This is a genomic window from Caproicibacter fermentans (genome assembly GCF_009746625.1).
In the GTDB taxonomy this organism is placed as follows: domain Bacteria; phylum Bacillota; class Clostridia; order Oscillospirales; family Acutalibacteraceae; genus Caproicibacter; species Caproicibacter fermentans.
Genome location: NZ_VWXL01000003.1, coordinates 1 through 16,660 on the forward strand (window position 1 = coordinate 1; position 16,660 = coordinate 16,660).

At 49.3% G+C, this 16,660-nt stretch carries 21 protein-coding genes, 4 tRNA genes and 2 rRNA genes; 19 read left to right on the forward strand and 8 right to left on the reverse strand.

The window, feature by feature from the left end; all coding sequences use genetic code 11:
- The 5 genes from CAFE_RS00255 to CAFE_RS00275 form a co-directional block, all read left to right on the forward strand.
- Positions 1-115, forward strand: a 23S ribosomal RNA gene (locus tag CAFE_RS00255); the annotation flags it as partial.
- Between the two features lie 148 nt (positions 116-263).
- Positions 264-339 (forward strand) — tRNA-Lys (locus CAFE_RS00260).
- Between the two features lie 63 nt (positions 340-402).
- A tRNA-Glu gene (locus CAFE_RS00265) sits at positions 403-477 on the forward strand.
- 27 nt (positions 478-504) lie between these two features.
- Positions 505-620 (forward strand): 5S ribosomal RNA (gene rrf, locus CAFE_RS00270).
- A 9-nt stretch (positions 621-629) separates the two neighbouring features.
- Positions 630-705: transfer RNA gene (locus CAFE_RS00275), tRNA-Asn, on the forward strand.
- Between the two features lie 311 nt (positions 706-1,016).
- On the opposite strand, the gene CAFE_RS00280 is transcribed toward CAFE_RS00275, so the two are convergent.
- The gene (locus tag CAFE_RS00280; RefSeq protein WP_066643286.1) at positions 1,017-2,576 is read right to left on the reverse strand and encodes an acyl CoA:acetate/3-ketoacid CoA transferase; all 1,560 of its coding nucleotides are present in this window, start codon (positions 2,574-2,576) and stop codon (positions 1,017-1,019) included.
- A 368-nt stretch (positions 2,577-2,944) separates the two neighbouring features.
- Here CAFE_RS00280 and CAFE_RS00285 point away from each other — a divergent pair, with 368 nt between their 5' ends.
- From CAFE_RS00285 to CAFE_RS00295, 3 genes are all read left to right on the forward strand, one after another.
- Positions 2,945-4,885, forward strand: a complete 1,941-nt coding sequence (locus tag CAFE_RS00285) for a GH25 family lysozyme (protein ID WP_166525031.1) — start codon at positions 2,945-2,947, stop codon at positions 4,883-4,885.
- Positions 4,886-5,256: 371 nt separating this feature from the next.
- Positions 5,257-5,967 (forward strand): sigma factor, encoded by a 711-nt coding sequence (locus CAFE_RS00290; RefSeq protein WP_066643498.1) that lies wholly within the window; start codon positions 5,257-5,259, stop codon positions 5,965-5,967.
- Entirely contained in the window at positions 5,964-7,118 is a 1,155-nt protein-coding gene (locus CAFE_RS00295; protein ID WP_066643291.1) for an anti-sigma-I factor RsgI family protein, read from the forward strand. The genes CAFE_RS00290 and CAFE_RS00295 overlap by 4 nt, the downstream gene beginning before the upstream one ends.
- Positions 7,119-7,278: 160 nt before the next feature.
- Here CAFE_RS00295 and CAFE_RS00300 read toward each other — a convergent pair whose 3' ends face one another.
- The 3 genes from CAFE_RS00300 to CAFE_RS20560 all read right to left on the reverse strand — a co-directional run bounded on the left by CAFE_RS00300 (position 7,279) and on the right by CAFE_RS20560 (position 8,627).
- The gene (locus tag CAFE_RS00300; protein ID WP_156989458.1) at positions 7,279-7,446 is read right to left on the reverse strand and encodes a hypothetical protein; all 168 of its coding nucleotides are present in this window, start codon (positions 7,444-7,446) and stop codon (positions 7,279-7,281) included.
- A 584-nt stretch (positions 7,447-8,030) separates the two neighbouring features.
- The gene (locus CAFE_RS00305) at positions 8,031-8,423 is read right to left on the reverse strand and encodes a type II toxin-antitoxin system HicB family antitoxin (RefSeq protein WP_156989459.1); all 393 of its coding nucleotides are present in this window, start codon (positions 8,421-8,423) and stop codon (positions 8,031-8,033) included.
- 30 nt (positions 8,424-8,453) lie between these two features.
- The gene (locus CAFE_RS20560; protein ID WP_083209942.1) at positions 8,454-8,627 is read right to left on the reverse strand and encodes a type II toxin-antitoxin system HicA family toxin; all 174 of its coding nucleotides are present in this window, start codon (positions 8,625-8,627) and stop codon (positions 8,454-8,456) included.
- Here CAFE_RS20560 and CAFE_RS00315 point away from each other — a divergent pair.
- The 8 genes from CAFE_RS00315 (at position 8,595) to CAFE_RS00340 (ending at position 12,843) form a co-directional block, all read left to right on the forward strand.
- Positions 8,595-8,879: a hypothetical protein gene (locus tag CAFE_RS00315; RefSeq protein WP_156989460.1), complete on the forward strand. Its 285-nt coding sequence runs from the start codon at positions 8,595-8,597 to the stop codon at positions 8,877-8,879. The two genes, CAFE_RS20560 and CAFE_RS00315, sit on opposite strands and share 33 nt — an antisense overlap.
- 15 nt (positions 8,880-8,894) lie before the next feature.
- Positions 8,895-9,512 (forward strand): hypothetical protein, encoded by a 618-nt coding sequence (locus CAFE_RS00320; protein ID WP_156989461.1) that lies wholly within the window; start codon positions 8,895-8,897, stop codon positions 9,510-9,512.
- Between the two features lie 180 nt (positions 9,513-9,692).
- Positions 9,693-10,076 carry a terminase small subunit gene (locus CAFE_RS00325; RefSeq protein ID WP_407926837.1) on the forward strand — a complete coding sequence of 128 codons (384 nt, stop codon included), beginning with the start codon at positions 9,693-9,695 and terminating at the stop codon, positions 10,074-10,076.
- Positions 10,019-10,192 (forward strand): hypothetical protein, encoded by a 174-nt coding sequence (locus tag CAFE_RS20565; RefSeq protein WP_413814406.1) that lies wholly within the window; start codon positions 10,019-10,021, stop codon positions 10,190-10,192. Before CAFE_RS00325 ends, CAFE_RS20565 begins: the two co-directional genes overlap by 58 nt.
- Entirely contained in the window at positions 10,155-10,952 is a 798-nt protein-coding gene (locus CAFE_RS00330) for a PBSX family phage terminase large subunit (RefSeq protein WP_066643297.1), read from the forward strand. Before CAFE_RS20565 ends, CAFE_RS00330 begins: the two co-directional genes overlap by 38 nt.
- 54 nt (positions 10,953-11,006) lie before the next feature.
- Entirely contained in the window at positions 11,007-12,308 is a 1,302-nt protein-coding gene (locus tag CAFE_RS00335; protein WP_066643301.1) for an esterase/lipase family protein, read from the forward strand.
- 49 nt (positions 12,309-12,357) lie between these two features.
- A complete protein-coding gene (locus CAFE_RS20265; RefSeq protein WP_267459217.1) occupies positions 12,358-12,492 on the forward strand; it encodes a hypothetical protein in 135 nt (44 codons plus the stop codon).
- Between the two features lie 111 nt (positions 12,493-12,603).
- Entirely contained in the window at positions 12,604-12,843 is a 240-nt protein-coding gene (locus CAFE_RS00340; RefSeq protein WP_066643303.1) for a hypothetical protein, read from the forward strand.
- A gap of 141 nt (positions 12,844-12,984) precedes the next feature.
- Here the strand turns inward: CAFE_RS00340 and CAFE_RS00345 are convergent.
- A tRNA-Ile gene (locus tag CAFE_RS00345) sits at positions 12,985-13,061 on the reverse strand.
- A gap of 158 nt (positions 13,062-13,219) precedes the next feature.
- Between CAFE_RS00345 and CAFE_RS00350 the strand changes: the two genes are divergently transcribed.
- Positions 13,220-13,483 carry a late competence development ComFB family protein gene (locus CAFE_RS00350; protein WP_066643305.1) on the forward strand — a complete coding sequence of 88 codons (264 nt, stop codon included), beginning with the start codon at positions 13,220-13,222 and terminating at the stop codon, positions 13,481-13,483.
- Here the strand turns inward: CAFE_RS00350 and sdaAA are convergent.
- From sdaAA to CAFE_RS00365, 3 genes are all read right to left on the reverse strand, one after another.
- Complete coding sequence (sdaAA, locus tag CAFE_RS00355; protein ID WP_156989462.1) at positions 13,480-14,355, reverse strand: L-serine ammonia-lyase, iron-sulfur-dependent, subunit alpha; 876 nt, start codon at positions 14,353-14,355, stop codon at positions 13,480-13,482. The two genes, CAFE_RS00350 and sdaAA, sit on opposite strands and share 4 nt — an antisense overlap.
- 13 nt (positions 14,356-14,368) lie before the next feature.
- Positions 14,369-15,031: an L-serine ammonia-lyase, iron-sulfur-dependent subunit beta gene (gene sdaAB, locus CAFE_RS00360; RefSeq protein WP_156989463.1), complete on the reverse strand. Its 663-nt coding sequence runs from the start codon at positions 15,029-15,031 to the stop codon at positions 14,369-14,371.
- Between the two features lie 119 nt (positions 15,032-15,150).
- The gene (locus CAFE_RS00365) at positions 15,151-15,354 is read right to left on the reverse strand and encodes a hypothetical protein (protein ID WP_066643313.1); all 204 of its coding nucleotides are present in this window, start codon (positions 15,352-15,354) and stop codon (positions 15,151-15,153) included.
- Positions 15,355-15,481: 127 nt separating this feature from the next.
- Between CAFE_RS00365 and CAFE_RS00370 the strand changes: the two genes are divergently transcribed.
- Positions 15,482-15,802, forward strand: a complete 321-nt coding sequence (locus CAFE_RS00370) for a putative heavy metal-binding protein (RefSeq protein WP_066643316.1) — start codon at positions 15,482-15,484, stop codon at positions 15,800-15,802.
- A gap of 70 nt (positions 15,803-15,872) precedes the next feature.
- Positions 15,873-16,658 carry a M15 family metallopeptidase gene (locus tag CAFE_RS00375; protein ID WP_066643321.1) on the forward strand — a complete coding sequence of 262 codons (786 nt, stop codon included), beginning with the start codon at positions 15,873-15,875 and terminating at the stop codon, positions 16,656-16,658.
- The last annotated feature ends 2 nt before the right edge of the window (positions 16,659-16,660 follow it).

Below are 16,660 nucleotides of genomic sequence, written 5' to 3' on the forward strand. Positions count from 1 at the left end.
ATCCCACAGCATAAGCTGGTAAGGCCCCTTGAAGACTACAAGGTTGATAGGCTGCGTGTGTAAGCACGGTAACGTGTTCAGCTTGGCAGTACTAATAGGCCGAGGGCTTGACCATATTTTTGGTTCGCCCGTTCGTTTCTCTTTTTCTGCTTCCAGTTTTGTTCAGTTTTGAGGGTACGATATGTATCTGAAAAAGCAGCGCGGGAAGTTCCCGTAAGCCGATGGTTTAATCGCCGGAGGCGCGTGCTGACCGCATGGTCTATGCACCATTAGCTCAGTTGGTAGAGCACCTGACTCTTAATCAGGGTGTCCCGGGTTCGAATCCCTGATGGTGCACCAAGAGGAAGTCGGAAAGGGGTCAGGGACCCTGACCTCCGTGCCGGCTGAAAAGATGTTGGATATGGCCCGTTGGTCAAGCGGTTAAGACAGCGGCCTCTCACGCCGTTAACGTGGGTTCGATTCCCGCACGGGTCACCAAGTTTGATCATTAAATAGTTGAATATAGTTGGTGTCGATTGCGATGAGGGTACACCCGTTCCCATTCCGAACACGGAAGTTAAGCTCATTTGCGCCGAAGATACTTGGCTGGTAACGGCCCGGAACAATAGGTGATGCCAACATCTTCATATTCCTCAATAGCTCAGCCGGTAGAGCATGCGGCTGTTAACCGCAGGGTCGTTGGTTCGAGTCCAACTTGGGGAGCCATAATCAGCAGTTCGTGTTAAAGCATGGGCTGCTGTTTTTTTATTTCCGCGCGTCTCTATTAACTGGGCCCCGCACCACCGCAGCCTGTGGCTCAAGAAGGCTGTGAGGGTTTCGCGGCTTAGGTTCTGCCGCCGGCAATCTTCCTTTGAAATTAATTGAATATTAAACCCAAAAGCCGGGGCAGCCATGCCAGAAAATATTGGCTGTCCCGGCTTTTTAGATTGTTTTTCGGTCGTTTTTAATAGTACAAAAATAACAGCATATGTAAGCAAATGCCTATGACAATGTTCGGTTAAAAAGGCGAGAAATCTTTATTCGCTCAGTCCCATTTTTTCATCTATAAAAATCCGTGCGTCCATCAGATGAAAATCCGGAGAAATGATAGGTCGTACCGGCATGAGCGACAAAATATCATTTTCCACGTCGATGCCCGGCGCGGCCTCGCACAGCATCAAACCGTCTTTGGTCAGGCGGAATACGGCGCGCTCCGTAATATACATAACCGGCTGATTATTTGCGATTGCGGTTTTCGCGCTGAAAGTAATCTGCTCGACCTGCTCGCAGAATTTCATTGACTTTCCTTCTGTGACGATTTTCAGTTTGCCATCGCCGATTTCCGTTTTCAGTCCGGCCGCCGAGAAGGTTCCACAAAAATAGAGCTTTTTTGCGTTCTGCGTAATATCGATAAATCCGCCGCACCCGGGAAGTCTTCCGCTGAATTTCGAGACATTGACGTTGCCGGCGGTATCCCCCTGAGCAAATCCGACAAAGGCCTGGTCCAGTCCGCCGCCGTCGTAGAAATCAAACATGGAGGGCATTGCAATCATACTTTCCGGATTCAGACTTTCGCCGAAATCGTGCCCGCTCTGCGGATTTCCTCCGAACAGTCCGGATTCCACGGTCAGGGTGAATTTATCGCTGATTCCTTCCTCCACCGCAACGGAAGAGATGAATTCGGGAACGCCGATCCCAAGGTTGACGGTGCTGTCGTTCTCCAGCTCCATGGCGGCGCGGCGCGCGATTGCCTTTTTGCTGTTCAGGGGAGCAGGCGTGAATTCCGACAGGCTCATCCGGTGTTCGCCTGAAAACCCCGGATTGTATTCGGTGCCGAAGTTCTGTGCGCAGTATTTCAGATCGCTTGCCACGACGACATAATCGACCAGGACGCCCGGAATTTCAACCTTCTGGGGGTCTAGCGAACCTGCCTTTACAACTTTCTGCACCTGGACGAACACGGTTCCGCCGGAATTTCGGCAAGCCTGTGCCATGGCGAGGGCCTCCGCTTTAGAACCTTCCCGTTCAAAAGAGATATTTCCATTTTCATCCGCATAGGTACCGCCAATGATGACATAATCGAGAGGGATGCTTTTATAAAAAAGATAATCCTCGCCGTTTACCTGCAGGAGCTGGACAAGATCTTCTTCCTTCTTGGTCATGTCGTTCATTTTTCCGCCGGAAACCCGGGGGTCGACAAAGGTTCCCAGACCAACCTGGGTCAGTTCGCCGGGCTGATGGGCAGCCGTGGTACGGAGCAGATGGCACATGACGCCCTGAGGAAAGTCATAGGCGACCACCTTGTTCTGTACAACCAGTTCCCCAAGTTTGCGGGCCATTCCATAATGGGCCCCGATCATCCGGCGGACCATGCCTTCATGGGCCAGATGCTGGAGGCCACGCTTGTCGTTGTCCCCTTGGGCGGCGCAGAAAACAAGGGTCAGTTGATTCGGCTCGCCGGTTTCCAGGAACCTTTGTTCCAGTTCCATCGCGATTTCTTCGGCAAAGGCAGTGCCCATAAATCCGTTTGACCCAAAGTTAACACCGTTCGGCACCATGGACGCGGCTTCCTTCGCCGTGATAAATTTAACAGCCATATTATCAATTTCCCTCCAAATTGTCATTTCGGTTTAATTGTTAATATTATATCATGCAGAGTTTTGGAAGCGCAAGACAAAAAGGAAAAATAGAAAGAAGAATTGATTTGTTCCCAAAAACAGGAAGCCTCTTTTTGTAGTATTCGCTTGACAGGAAACTGCCAAAAAAATATAATAAATAATGTAACAGAATTCGACGGAAAGTTCGCTTTCTACAAAATGAAATGAAACGGAGGAACAGTGTTGAAAAAAAGATTCTTGCTCTGATCCTGGTCGTATCTGGTATGATACTAATGTCTTTTCCGACCTTTGCTGCAGATAACAGTTCGGGGGGATTCCAACTCAATGAGTCGTCGATCGGAGTAAGAGTGGGTGATTACACGACATTATGCGCTTACTTTGGTTCCTCGGTCGATACGGATGTTACATGGACATCCGCCGACAGCACGATTGCCACGGTGGACAGCCAGGGGCAGGTGACCGGCAAAAAAATCGGTCAGACGATTGTAACCGCTACAACAGGCGCGTACAGCGCGTCCTGTGTTGTCAACGTCGCTTATAAGGGGATCGATGTTTCCCGCTATCAGGGAACAGTTGACTGGGCCGCCGTGAAAAATTACGGCATTGATTTTGCCATGATCCGTACCGGATTCGGCAGTGAGAACTGGTCTACGCAGACAGACCCGTACTTTGAAACCAATTATTCCAACGCGAAGGCAAACGGTTTGAAGGTTGGCGCTTATCATTACAGTTACGCCACCAGCGTGGAAATGGCGGAAACGGAGGCCGACTTCTGCCTGCATATTCTCAATGGCAGACAACTGGACTATCCTGTCGCCTATGATGTTGAGGACAAGGATCAGTGGGGATTGTCCACAGACACGCTCGGACAGATGGTACAGGCTTTTTGCAGTAAACTTGAGGCGGCCGGGTATAAGACCGTTGTTTACAGCTACTACAGCTTTTACAAAGCTCATTTGACCAGTCCGCTGGTCGCACAGTACGACACATGGATAGCGCACAGTACGGACATGACGAGCTTCAGCCCATATACCATGTGGCAGTACGGCCAAAGGTCGGTGCCCGGTGTATCAGGCTCGTGTGACGTTGATTACAGTTTCTACGATTATTCCGGCAGCGGCAGTGGCAGCGGCGATGGGATCACGACTCCTACGGTACCGGATTCTTCCGAGCAGAATTTCACCTGTGATACCACCGGAACCTATACATTCGGAACGAACTCGATTTATTATTACAAGATTACGACCAACGACACCTTTACGCCCTCCGCGTCCTCCTCGAATCCTGCTGCCGTCAGTGTGTCCTATTCCAAGAGGCTGACGGACGGCTTCCTGTATAAGATTACGAATAACGGACCGGGCGAGGCAGTAATTACGACGACGGCGGGGAATGGGACCGCGGTATCCTTTACGGCGGTCGGTTCCGGAACATCCACCGTTTCGACTCCACAGGACAACTCCGGTTCTGCCGATAACGGCGGAACTTTGAAATGCGACACAACGGCTTCATATACATTTGGGTCCAATCATTCCTATATTTATAAGATTTACTCGACCGGTTCAACAGCCCCGACCGCGACTTCCTCCAATCCGTCCGCGGTGACGGTATCCTATTACGGCAAAACTTCCGGCGGATATCTGTTTAAAATCACAAATGCCGGAACGGGCGCGGCGGTGATCACAACCAAGGACGCGAGCGGAGCATCCGCATCCTTTACCGCCAACGGGACACTGCAAAGTAGCGCTCCGGTTTCGACGGGGACTCTCAAGTGCGACACGACGGCCTCTTATACGTTCGGATCGAATAATTCCTATATTTATAAGATCTATTCGACCGGCTCGACGGCTCCGACCGCGACTTCCTCCAATCCATCCGCGGTGGCGGTATCCTATTACGGCAAAGCTTCCGACGGATATCTGTTTAAAATCACAAATGCCGGAACGGGCGCGGCGGTGATCACAACCAAGGACGCGAGCGGAGCTTCCGCATCCTTTACCGCGAACGGAACGCTTTCCGGTCAGGTTCCCGCCGGGATTCGATCCGACACTCCCTATTTGTTTACCATGTCGAAAGGCAAAACCTACATGTTTAAATTTACTCCGGCTTCCGGTAATCCCGTTTTACATTTTAACACCGGTAACAGCTCGGTCATCCAGTCCGTCTCCGTCACACAGTCCGGCGGCAGTTATTTCTATCAAATCAGAGCGGCAGGTTCCGGTCAGGCGGGCGTTTATGCGGCGGAACAGGGAAAGTCTGCTCAGCGGCTGAGTATTGTCACGGTTTCATAAAACAGAAACGCAAAGGGCCCGCGAACAGCTTTCAAACCTGTTCGCGGGCCTTTATCGTCTTCGGAGCTGATTGTTCCGACGATGTCCGCTTTACGGTCCGGAACTGCCAGCAGGAAATTCCGGTATCGCAGGGAACGGAAGGCAGCTAATCGTAAAATTGTGTTGTTTTTCGAACAACGAGATTATTCTCTTTCCCAGGTTATGGTAGAATAAATTCAAAATCAGGGCTGAAATTGTCAAATAACGGGATTGGAGGTTATCAATCTTATGGATCATGATCTTTTGTTCCTGCAAGGCGGTGATTCGTAAGGAAGCGAACGGATATTCTATAAGCGGGGGAAAATTGGGAGGGAGAAACAAACTTGTGCGAGATGAATCAACAGGCTGTCCGCGCGGCAAAGGACGATCTTTTTTTCAATTCCTTTGTACGGAAAAATGAATTATTTATTCTGAAATGCGCATCGGAGACAACAAAACGTTATTTAACAAAAAATGACGACGAGTGGGCGGTGGCACTGGGTGCATTTTCACAGGCGGTAAAGGCTTATTCGGCGGATCGAGGCAGCTTTTCAGGGTTTGCCAAACTTGTAATTCGCAGAAAACTAATCGATTACATACGGTCTCAGGCGAAATTCCGCGCGGAAACCGCAGTGAGTCTTTCCACGCTGGATTCCGATCCGGAGGAGAGCGAAGAAAACGCAACGGTGTCAAAAGCGGTTTTGTATCAAAGCGAAAGGGCGGCGGACGATTCTCTGAAAATGGAGATCGAATGCGCGGGACAGGACTTTTCAAGATACGGATTTTCATTTTTTGATCTGACAAAATGTTCCCCAAAGGCAGAGAAGACGAAAAAAGCATGCGCGAAGGTCATTGCCTGCATCGTAAGCAGCTCTGTTTTGGTCAGTGAGATGAGGCGTTCCAGGTGCCTCCCGATCAAAACTTTGGAAAAGAACAGCGGAGTGCCCCGAAAAATACTGGAACGTCACCGTAAATATATCATAGCGGGGGTAGAGATAATGACCGGGGATTATCCCTTCCTCGCTGGATATATGCGATATGTCCGGGAGGAGCTGAACAGATGAAAGGCGTTATTGTAGAAATCAGGGGAGCTCATGCTGCGGCCCTGTCGGACGATGGTTGCATAATCAAGGTCAAAGACAGAAATTATGCGATTGGACAGGTGATAGAAATGAAAAAGCAGGTGTTTGGAAATCCGGCGAAAACAATGGCTATAACTGTCGCGGCGGCTTTGACGCTTATGTTCGGCGTATCGGCGTGGGCCTATTGCACCCCTTGCATTTATGTCAGCCTGGATGTGAACCCTTCGATTGAATACTCCGTCAACCGGTTCGGCAGGGTTCTCAGTGCAAAAGCAGTGGATCAGGATGCCGTAAAAGTTCTGGAGCAGTTAAATCTGCAAAATCAGTCAATCGACGAAGCGGTCAGAAGCACGGTTCAACAGATTAGTCAGGAAGGCTACTTTCAATCCGATGATCCGGGTGGAATCATGATCGCGACCTACAGCGATAATGAAACAAGCGCGGAAAAACTGGCAACCAACCTGAAGGATACTGCCGAACAGGAAGTGGATGACGCGAAGACGCCTGTAGATGTGGAGTCCGTCAGCGTTGGGTACGAAAGAGTCCAGGAGGCGCGCGCACTTGACACCACGCCCGGCAAACTGAACCTTGTGGAAAAACTGCAGGCCAGCACGGGGGACCCAAGCAGTGTTGATGTTACCCAATGGCTGAGAAAGCCCGTAAAAGATATTATGAAAGCAATCAAAGAAACGAAAAAGGCCTCCGGGGACGATGATGCTGAGGATGTGCAAAATGATACCGGGACCGACGGGGACAGCGCCTCGAGCAGCCCGGAAACCGCCTCTTCGGAAGATTCCGCTCAACCCGAGACGCAGGGCGTATCCTCTCAGCCGACCAGGCAAAACGGTGCTTCCGCAAACAAAGCCGCCTCTTCCCAGAATCATTTGGACAAGTCCGGGAATCAGGGCCAGAGTAATAAGTCGGAGAAAGCCGATGCTGAAATTCAGGATTCATCATCTTCGGCGGCCCAGACGGAGATCAAGGAAAAATCAAACAACGGCAACAGCGCGTCCAATGAAGAAGAAGACAAGTCAAAGCCGAACTCTTCCGATTCCAAGCCGGGTAATGCAAAGTCCGATTCCGGCCAAAAAAGTAACGATCATTCCAATTCCGATAAAGCGAAAAATAAATAACAGGTGCTCCAAGACCTCGGTGGGAAACGAGCCGAGGCCTTGGAGCATTCTTCAGTCCTGTCTTCTTCGGGCGGGGCCTGTTACCGTTTCTGCGAAGACAGTCGAAAATTCCTACGACAAAGTGGGAATGAGTGCATTGCCGAAGACTGCAAGGAATAACTTAGCCCTTGATCTTTGTCATGTGATCGACGTATCTGCGCAGTTCTTCAGCCGTCCTGATGTTGTCGTTTTGATCGTGAACCGTCAGCTGGATCTGTACAGGAAGCTTCATAAAGTACTGCCGCGTGCTGTCGCTGTCCATAAGCAATTCATGCAAATTTCTATACAAAAAATCACCTCAAAGATAGTTTCTACAAGGTACTCAAAAATATAATTCGTCTCTGTTGCTTTTTTTAACACGGTTGCCCGGGAAAAATCTTTGAGGAGTCCCGCCGAATTTGCCGATCTGCGGAATATGGATGGCCGTAGCCTGGCAGTATCATCGCCGAGACGGCTCAGGAGTATTCTATTTTCGAAATGGATTATTAAATTTCAGACGTTTCTTGGTCGAAGGTTCCAAAAAGAGGACAACCGCCCCTAACAATAATCCGATCAGCATTGAGGCAATAAATTTCATGGTATACAACTCCTTTTACAATAGCTTGCTCCAATCGACGAGCGTCATCCCACTAATTCCAAAATGCGCGGGGTAACGGTGAGAAGGCGTGAAAAAGCCGCACCAAACAACCGAAAAACGGCTGTCTGATGCGGCTTTTGCTTTGGTGGGCTTTAAATCCGAATTGTTAGGTGGTGCTTGGTAGCTGGGATCATGAGTGTAATAGTAGGTAATGCATTCACGGAGCTGCCCATCTCCCGAATAAAATTCTGCGTTCCGTCCGCCCGGTGTGACAGCACCGAGCGGGCATTTTTGTTTTACTGGACATGTAATTGCGATTTTAAGGCGTCTTGCAGAGTTTGAGAAAAGTTGACACCAGCGCGTTCAGCGCGGGAATTTAGCCATGCCGGAATGGAAACGTTTTTCCGAACAGCACGATTGTCGGTTTCGGCGCGGTAGCGGTCAGTATCAATATCAACCATAGCGGCAAACTGATTTGCGGAAAGGGTGAAATCGGACGGGGTGCGAGAGGGAACCGACTGCTCGTCATGGTCTTCCAACGTGCAGAGACAGCCGCCGAGAGCGTCCTTTATCATGCGGGTCGCTTCTTCCAGTGTGCTGCCGTCAGTGACGCAGCCGGGCACGTCGGGAACCTCAACGGTATAGCCGGTTTCTGCTTTGGTAAACACTGCCGAATAAACATAATACATAAAGATTCCTCCTTGTAAGGAAGTGGAAATTCATTCGATTCCCGCTTGATGAAGCATTTTATGGGCGGTAGTATCATCTATTTCACGGTGGTGCTTGACCGGGAGTGTTGTCTTTGTTTTAGGATTGTAATAAATATCGTGATTTGCTCCCGGCCTGTCATATGAGAATCCGTGGGATTTAATGCACCCAATTTTACTCTGAATATAAGTTTTGGGCTTAACAACACAGGGGTATCAGGATCATTAAAAAATGGAACCGCGTCAAATAGTTTTGGATTGCGAGCTTCGTTAGCAGAATTAAAGTTGGGATTTGAAAGTGCAACTACAGCCAAATTGAGCGATAAAAGCAATCAAACTAATTATTTAAATGTAAGTGCCAGCGGATGGTTTATTGCAGCAGCAGCAATATTTGTTCGAACCGGACAGTGGATTGGCTCTCCGCAACCAACGTATTAAGGGTTAATTATAAAATTGTGGTATAGTATTGTCAGAATAATTATTTTCATATTATTTTCCATAGGACTTTTGTTTTTTTATAAAAAGCACAAGAAAGTCTTAAAAACGAGGGGAATTATAGTTTCATTTCTGGTTGCAGCAGTCTGTTGTTCTTTATCTTCCTTATTACCTGTAGAAAATCTTTTCATTACTTTTTCATCTCCGCAAACTGTTTTTAACTATTCGGTTATGGGTGATATAAATACGGTTGTTGAAGGGGAAAAGTCGGCTTTGATTCTATATACCAATGAAGGCGCGAGATCCCGGTCAATTATTCCCAAAAGTAAGACAGGTTGGAAAATAAAAATTTACTCAACCAATGAAGAGACATTTTCTAAAACCTGGCTGGATAGTGACGAGAAAATTTATAGGATGAGCGTTTATTGGTGTAAACATACAAACGATTATTATATTATTATATCGAAACTTTTTACTGACGATCCAGTCAATATTGTAGACAACAGAAATTCATTGTTCCAAAAAAGTAAATCGTCGATAGATTCCAGTATAACTTATTATGCGTATGTTAATGATATTGATCAAAATTATAAATTAACTGTTGATGGAAAAAGCATACATATTGACACAAAATGAAGTCCCTTGAAATCAGCTGCTTCTTCCTTGAATTCCTTGTCATATTTCCTCATAACACACCATCCTGTCTCTTTTCATTTTATCACATTTAGTGTGTTTGCCCTCTGCATTTTTATGATATCACTTCAGGACGCCTATCGCGGCGTCCGTTTTTATACTCATTTTTTGGAGGTGACAACCATGACGAACAAACAAAAACGCTTCTGTGAGGAATACCTCATCGACCTGAATGCCACACAGGCGGCAATCCGGGCAGGGTATAGCCCCGCGGCAGCCTCCGATATTGGAAGTGAGAACCTGAGAAAACCCCAGATTCGCGCGCGCATAGACAAGGCCCTCGCGGAGCAGTCGAAGCGGACGGGTGTCACTGTCGACCGCGTTGTCCGGGAACTGGCCCGCGTCGCCTTTGCCAATTCGCAGGACGTGATCGATTTCGACAGTGCGACGATCAAAGCCGGGCCGCCCGGGACGATACCGCCGCGATTTCCTCGGTCAAGGTCAAAACAATTCCGACCGCAGACGGTGAAGGTGTGGAGCGTGAAATCAAAATGGCCGACAAGCTGAAAGCCTTGGAACTGTTGGGCCGCCGCCTTGGCCTGTTTACCGACAACGTCAATCTTTCCGGTGAAGGAGCGATTCAGATTGTTGACAACATCCCCAAAGACAGTCAACCTGACTGACATTATCGCCCCGTCGTTTTACGGCCTGCACCGTGACATTGCCGCGGAGGGCCACACGTTTTATAAGCTGGGCGGCGGGCGCGGTTCTGCAAAGTCGTCTTTCGTCGGGACTGAGATTCCGCTTGGCATCATGCGGGACGCGGCGGCGGGAAAATTCACAAACGCCGCCGCGCTGCGCCGGTATGGCATCGACCTGAAAGACAGCGTCTATACTCAACTTCTGTGGGCAATCGACAAGCTCGGCGCGTCCCACCTTTGGCGGGCGTCCCTGTCGCCGCTGCGGCTTACCTATAAGCCGACCGGGCAGCAGATTCTTTTTCGCGGAGCCGACGATCCGATGAAGATGAAATCCATTAAAGCCCCGCGGGGGTACATTAAATACCTGTGGTTCGAGGAACTCGACGAATTCGAGGGGCCTGAAAAAATCCGGTCGATTCAGCAGTCGATTTTAAGAGGCGGTGAGAAATTCACCGTCTTTTATTCTTTTAACCCGCCGCGGAGTCAACGCTCCTGGGTGAATGACCAGACGGTGTTTACGATGCCCGGCATGGTGGAACACCACAGCACTTATTTGACCGTGCCGCGGGGATGGCTGGGAAATAAATTCATCCTTGAAGCGGAACACCTGAAAGCCGCAAAGCCGGATGCCTATGAGCATGAGTACATGGGCGTTGCGACCGGGACCGGAGGCGAAGTAATTTCCGGGTGCCCTCTTTTTTTACAAAGTCGTAAAGTTGTATATTGTGAAGCTGTAAAATAATGGTATTATATGTTTGTGCTTCTAAAAAAATAAGATTCAGAAAGGTAGCTGAAAATGAAAAGGACAAGAAGAATTATTTCTTTAGCGCTTTCGCTTTCGCTTATTTTTAGCTTTGCATTCCATTTAGGCTCGAAGGCTGAAAATGTAACAGCTTCGCCTCTTAATAATTACCCTATTGTACTTGTACATGGACTGTTTGGATGGGGCAATACTGAAATTGCGCACTTAAATTATTGGGGCGGAACGGATAGCATAAGAGAATTACTTCAAAGCAAGGGATATACAGTCTATACGCCAACCATAGGCCCCGTTTCAAGTAATTGGGATAGGGCGTGTGAGCTTTATGCTTATCTTGTTGGCGGGACAGTTGATTATGGCGCTGCGCATTCAAAGAAATATGGGCACGAACGATACGGTAGAAAATTCGGCGGCGTTTTACCGGAATTGAATGAGCCAGACAGCATTCTTAAAATTCATTTGGTCGGTCATAGTATGGGCGGTGAGACCATTCGTATGCTTGCACAGCTCTTAGAAAATGGCGATACTCAAGAACAGGCCGAGACAACGGATGGCAGTCTGAGCCCTCTCTTTTCTGGCAAATGCCGGCATTGGATCGATAGCATCACAACGATAGCTACTCCGCATGACGGGAGTCAATTCGATGATACTGAGTATAAACTTGAGCCGCTTATGCATCAATTTGTTGCGGCGTTAGCCGCAGCAGCCGGTACAAATATTGATGATACAAATTTGGGATTAGATTTTAGGCTTGATCAATGGGGGCTCGAGAGAGAAGCAGGCGAATCTTATGTAAGTTATTATAAGAGAGTTATGAGCAGCAACCTTTGGAAAAAGACAAATGACTTAAGTATTTATGATCTTGATACGGACGGTGCTGCTGTTTTGAATGCGTACGCAAAGGCCCAACCGGACATCTACTATTTCACAATTTCTTGTTCAGATACATACGCTTCGCCTGTTTATCCGCACTATCAGATTCCTTATCCGAATATGAATCTGGCCCTATTGAAGAGTTCTATCTATATGGGGCATCATGTCAATTATGCAGTTGGGCACGTCACAGTTGACGAGGCCTGGTGGGAAAATGATGGTATTGTGAGCGTTCGGTCTGCAACCCGGCCACACAGCGATTCCAGCGACCCATATAATGAGAATTACGGTGTGGCACAGGATGGCACATACCAGTTCAAGAGTAATACACCGAAGGGAACTTGGAATTATATTGAAGAAATTGAGAATACGGACCATATAAATGTTGTTGGCCAGAGTAGCAACAAAGCATACCTTCAGTCAAAATTTATTCAACTGGCAGCAATGTTGGAAAGTATATCATAATGATTGAAACTGTAGTAAATGTTCCAATGGTAAGATATAAAAAGGGCCCATGGGATTAATTTCCGGAGGGCTTGCTTTTTTAATCATGAACGCGAACCTTCAGACGATTGCACAGGACCAGGCAATGATCTATGCGGAGCTGAAGGAGATTGAGGGGAAGGTGGAGGGGAAAACGGAAAAGTGAATTAAGGCCCCGCCTGTGGTGGGCGGGGCCGGTTTTTCTACATTTTTCCGCTTGTAAAAGCCGAACACGTGTTCTATACTATAACAAAACACATGTTCGGAGGAATCGCCCATGATCCGAAAGGTTTATGTTGACGTTGTCGCGGAGTTTGATTCAGACGGCCACATTATGCCGCTTGCCGTCAAGTGGGAGGATGGAACCCGGTATGAAGTTGACCGGGTGCTGGATGTGCGGCGCGCCGCATCCCTCAAGGCCGGCGGCGCGGGGATCCGCTACACATGCCGAATCATGGGGAAACAGGCCTGTCTCTGGCTGGAAGAAAACCGGTGGTTCGTGGAGGCGAAAAGGTAGAAAAGCACAAATGTTCTAACATGCATTTTGACTTGCATGATTGCGAATTATAGCGTTTTTTATCGTACTTTTGCGTTAAAATTAAGCGTGAAAAAACCGCACCAAACAACCGAAAAACGGCTGTCTGATGCGGCTTTTGTTTGGTGGGCCATCAGGGACTCGAACCTTGGACCGACCGGTTATGAGCCGGTTGCTCTAACCAACTGAGCTAATGGCCCTCTTTTAAACACAAGGGAATAGGTACCAGAAACTATATAATCATACCATAATCAGTCCAAAAATGCAACCATAAAAATAAAAAACAAAATAGGTGTAAGCACTTACAATTTTTCCTAATAGATGATATGATATAAGAAAATAAAATGGGGAGGGTTCCATGAAAATTGTAAATGTTACGGAAAGCCTTGCGGAACAAAAACTGGATGAAATCATCGATTCTCTCGGCTGCTGCAAATGTGACCAGTGCAGAGCTGATATTATTTCTTACGCGCTGAACAGGCTTTCTCCCAAATATGTCAGCACGGATATTGGCAGAGCTTATGTAAAGCTGGACACCATGTCAAGCCAGTTTGAGGTTGATTTGCTGGCCGCTTTGTATGAAGCCGCCGAAAAAGTGAAGAAGAATCCGCGGCATCATTAAATGTTTCCGTGGATTCTTTTTGCTGCGGTGATGCCCGCAGGGGTTGCGGCCAGGCCGCCTGTTCCGGTCTCCTTCAAGGCGGCGGGCATCATATCGCCCACCTCGCGCATGGCGTCGATCACCTCGTCGGGCGGAATCGCGCTGCCGATTCCCGCGAGAGACATGTCTGCGCAGCTGATGGCGTTGACTGCTCCCACCACGTTCCGCTTCACACAGGGAATCTCCACAAGACCGGCGACAGGGTCGCATACCAGACCCAGAAGATTCATCAAGGCCATGGCGCAGGCGTTGGCACACATCTCGGGGGTGCCGCCCTTCAGGCTGACGACGGCCGCGGCGGCCATGGCGGAGGCGGAGCCGATTTCTGCCTGACAACCGCCCTCCGCCCCGGAAATGGACGCGCGCGAAGCGATGATCTGTCCGAATCCCGCCGCGACAAACAGCGCGGATATGATTTGTCGATCCTCGATTTTGTTAGCCTTTGCAAACGGAATCAGTACGGCGGGCAATACGCCGCATGAACCGGCCGTCGGCGCGGCGACGATCCGCTTCATGCAGGCGTTGCATTCGCCCATCTGGAGCGCCTGCGCAATCACTTCAGAAAAAAATCCGCTGACAATGCCGTTTCCGGTTTTCGCGTATTCCTCCATTTTGCCGCCGTCTCCGCCGACCAGGCCGCTTTTCGAACGGGCCTCCGCGCGGTAACTTACGCCGGCGGATTTCATGGCCGACCAAAGCGCGTTCATCTGCCGCAGGGAATCCTCCCGCCCGGTTCCGCGGTCCTTGACGTCCTCGTCCAAAATGATTTCCCAAAGAGGAAGATTTTGTTCTTTTGCCGCTGCCAGAAGCTGTTTTACAGATGTAAATGCCATAGCAAATCCTCCGCTATTCGTCAAGATTCAGATAGGTAACTTTAATAATCCCGTCTTTCTGCGCAAGGGAAGCAAGCGGTTCCGCCGGAATCGGCTGGTCGCATTCCAGCACCATAACCGCATAGCCGCCCCTTACGTTTCGGTACAGTTGCATGGAGGCAATGTTGACTGAATATTGGTATAACAGCTCTGTAACCTGAGCCACGTGACCCGGTTGATCCAGATTATGAACGATCAGTGTCGGGCAGTCTCCCGAAAAATTTGTTTCGATACCGTCGATCCGGCAGATACGGATTCTTCCCCCGCCGAGGGAAGAGGCGACGACTTCCAGTTTTTTTCCGCTTTTTCCGGATACCCGCAGCATCGCGGTGTTTGGATGAACGTTTCGCAGAGCGATGACGCCTGTCCGAAATTTCATTCCCTGTTTTCCGGCGATATCAAAGCTTTTGGGAATGTTTTCGTCGTCCGGGTTCATCCCCAGAAGTCCGGCGACGAGCGCCCGGTCGGTCCCGTGGCCTTCTCCAGTCGCGGCAAAAGAGCCGTGCAGAAGCATTTCGGCGTCCGTGACCGGTTCCCCGAGCAGCTTTCTTGTAATGAAACCGATTCTCACGGCCCCGGCCGTATGGGAACTGGACGGGCCGACCATAATCGGACCCATGACATCAAAAAGATTCATTCGTTTCCTGCCTTTCCAGAGAGGCACAGGACGAAACTTCGCGCTTCTGTGCTGCCGTTACCGAATATCATATCACGTTTGGCGGATAAATCAAGAAGGGCGGCGGAACCTTTCTCGATTTATCCGCCGTCTTTCCCGTTTCCGTTTTGTCCGAACAGCGGCTCGGATACTTCCGACGCGGCCATCAGGGAAAGCTGATCTCCGACCACATTCAGGAAAGCGCCGAGAACATTCATTTCGTCGGCGCTTAATTCCCGGGAAATATCCAGCGCGAACGCCGTGGCCGCCAGCACCAGCTTTGTACCGTAGTCGTTTCGGCTCATAACATCATCCCCAGAAGACCGTGTCATAGAAGCATATGGCGGCAAATATTCAATTAGAATGATTGCGCCGAACGCTGCGCGGATTTATAATATCCGTGTATCGAATTGAAGAAGGAGAGTGTGACCGATGGTCTGTACAACAACGCCCTCGATCGACGGCAGAAAAATTGCAGAGTACAAGGGGATTGTGTTCGGGGAAGTGATCTCCGGCGTGGATTTCATCAAGGATTTTGCGGCGGGGCTGTCAAATTTTTTTGGAGGGCGCTCCGGCACCTATGAGGAAGAGCTGATTCAGGCGAGGGAAAGCGCAATTTCCGAAATGGAACAACGGGCCCAGCGCCTTGGCGCCGACGCCGTGGTCGGGGTCAAGCTTGACTATGAAGTGCTTGGCGCAAACAACGGCATGCTGATGGTAACAGCTTCCGGCACGGCCGTGCGGCTGGAATAAGTCCGGAATCAAACGAATTATTTTCGGCATTCTTCCCATACTAGTTTTAGGTTTCAGGGGGGAATGCAGAATGGGAAATCACAAAAAAGGATTTAGAAATTTTCTTTTTGTTTTTGCGGGTTTTGTTTCGGTTTTTGTTTTTTTTGCGGCGTGTGTTATTACATTTTTAGAGGTTTATTCCTATCGCGACAGCAGGGAGGAAGCGGCAAATGCGGGCGCCGCTTCCTCCGGCGTTTCTTCGGCGGCCTCGGCCGCTTCGCCGTCCTCCGGAGGTACATCTGCGGCCGCCTCAACGGATAAAAATCTCATTCTGGTGAATTACAGCCATAAGCTGCCGGACAATTATGACCCGGACCTTATCACCGTATATGAGGTGCAGATTAACCGGAGGGCCGCGGCCGCGTATGAAAAAATGAACGCTGCCGCAGCGGCCGACGGAATATCGCTGTGGATTTCTTCCGCGTACCGAAGCAGCGAAAGACAGAGCGAACTGTTTCAGGAGGAGATCGAAGGGTATTCCAAGTCCTATTCTTCTCCCGATGAGGCGGAGGCATACGCGGAAAAATCGGTAGCCCGCCCGGGCTACAGCGAGCACAGCACGGGCCTTGCGCTTGATTTAAACGGGGTGCGGGACGATTTTGACACAACGCCCGCGTTTCAATGGCTGGACGAACACGCGCAGGATTACGGGTTTATTCTGCGGTACCGGAAGGACAAACAGGAAATCACCAAAATCAAATATGAGCCGTGGCATTATCGCTATGTTGGGGTGGAAAACGCGCGGATGATGAAAGAAAAGGACCTGTGCCTGGAGGAATACCTTGATTTCCTGCAAAAAAAGGGGAACGTTCATTGATT

Excerpts from the sequence above, each read along its gene's own strand:
- CAFE_RS00365 (WP_066643313.1), bottom strand. The coding sequence starts at position 15,354 with ATGAGCCGAAACGACTACGGTACAAAGCTGGTGCTGGCGGCCACGGCG.
- CAFE_RS00295 (WP_066643291.1), top strand. The coding sequence starts at position 5,964 with ATGAAAGGCGTTATTGTAGAAATCAGGGGAGCTCATGCTGCGGCCCTG.
- CAFE_RS00350 (WP_066643305.1), top strand. The coding sequence starts at position 13,220 with ATGAAAATTGTAAATGTTACGGAAAGCCTTGCGGAACAAAAACTGGAT.
- CAFE_RS00305 (WP_156989459.1), bottom strand. The coding sequence starts at position 8,423 with ATGTATTATGTTTATTCGGCAGTGTTTACCAAAGCAGAAACCGGCTAT.
- CAFE_RS00375 (WP_066643321.1), top strand. The coding sequence starts at position 15,873 with ATGGGAAATCACAAAAAAGGATTTAGAAATTTTCTTTTTGTTTTTGCG.
- CAFE_RS00290 (WP_066643498.1), top strand. The coding sequence starts at position 5,257 with ATGAATCAACAGGCTGTCCGCGCGGCAAAGGACGATCTTTTTTTCAAT.
- CAFE_RS00280 (WP_066643286.1), bottom strand. The coding sequence starts at position 2,576 with ATGGCTGTTAAATTTATCACGGCGAAGGAAGCCGCGTCCATGGTGCCG.
- CAFE_RS00370 (WP_066643316.1), top strand. The coding sequence starts at position 15,482 with ATGGTCTGTACAACAACGCCCTCGATCGACGGCAGAAAAATTGCAGAG.
- CAFE_RS00335 (WP_066643301.1), top strand. The coding sequence starts at position 11,007 with ATGAAAAGGACAAGAAGAATTATTTCTTTAGCGCTTTCGCTTTCGCTT.
- CAFE_RS20265 (WP_267459217.1), top strand. The coding sequence starts at position 12,358 with ATGGGATTAATTTCCGGAGGGCTTGCTTTTTTAATCATGAACGCGAAC.
- CAFE_RS00340 (WP_066643303.1), top strand. The coding sequence starts at position 12,604 with ATGATCCGAAAGGTTTATGTTGACGTTGTCGCGGAGTTTGATTCAGAC.
- CAFE_RS00325 (WP_407926837.1), top strand. The coding sequence starts at position 9,693 with ATGACGAACAAACAAAAACGCTTCTGTGAGGAATACCTCATCGACCTG.
- sdaAB (WP_156989463.1), bottom strand. The coding sequence starts at position 15,031 with ATGAATCTTTTTGATGTCATGGGTCCGATTATGGTCGGCCCGTCCAGT.
- sdaAA (WP_156989462.1), bottom strand. The coding sequence starts at position 14,355 with ATGGCATTTACATCTGTAAAACAGCTTCTGGCAGCGGCAAAAGAACAA.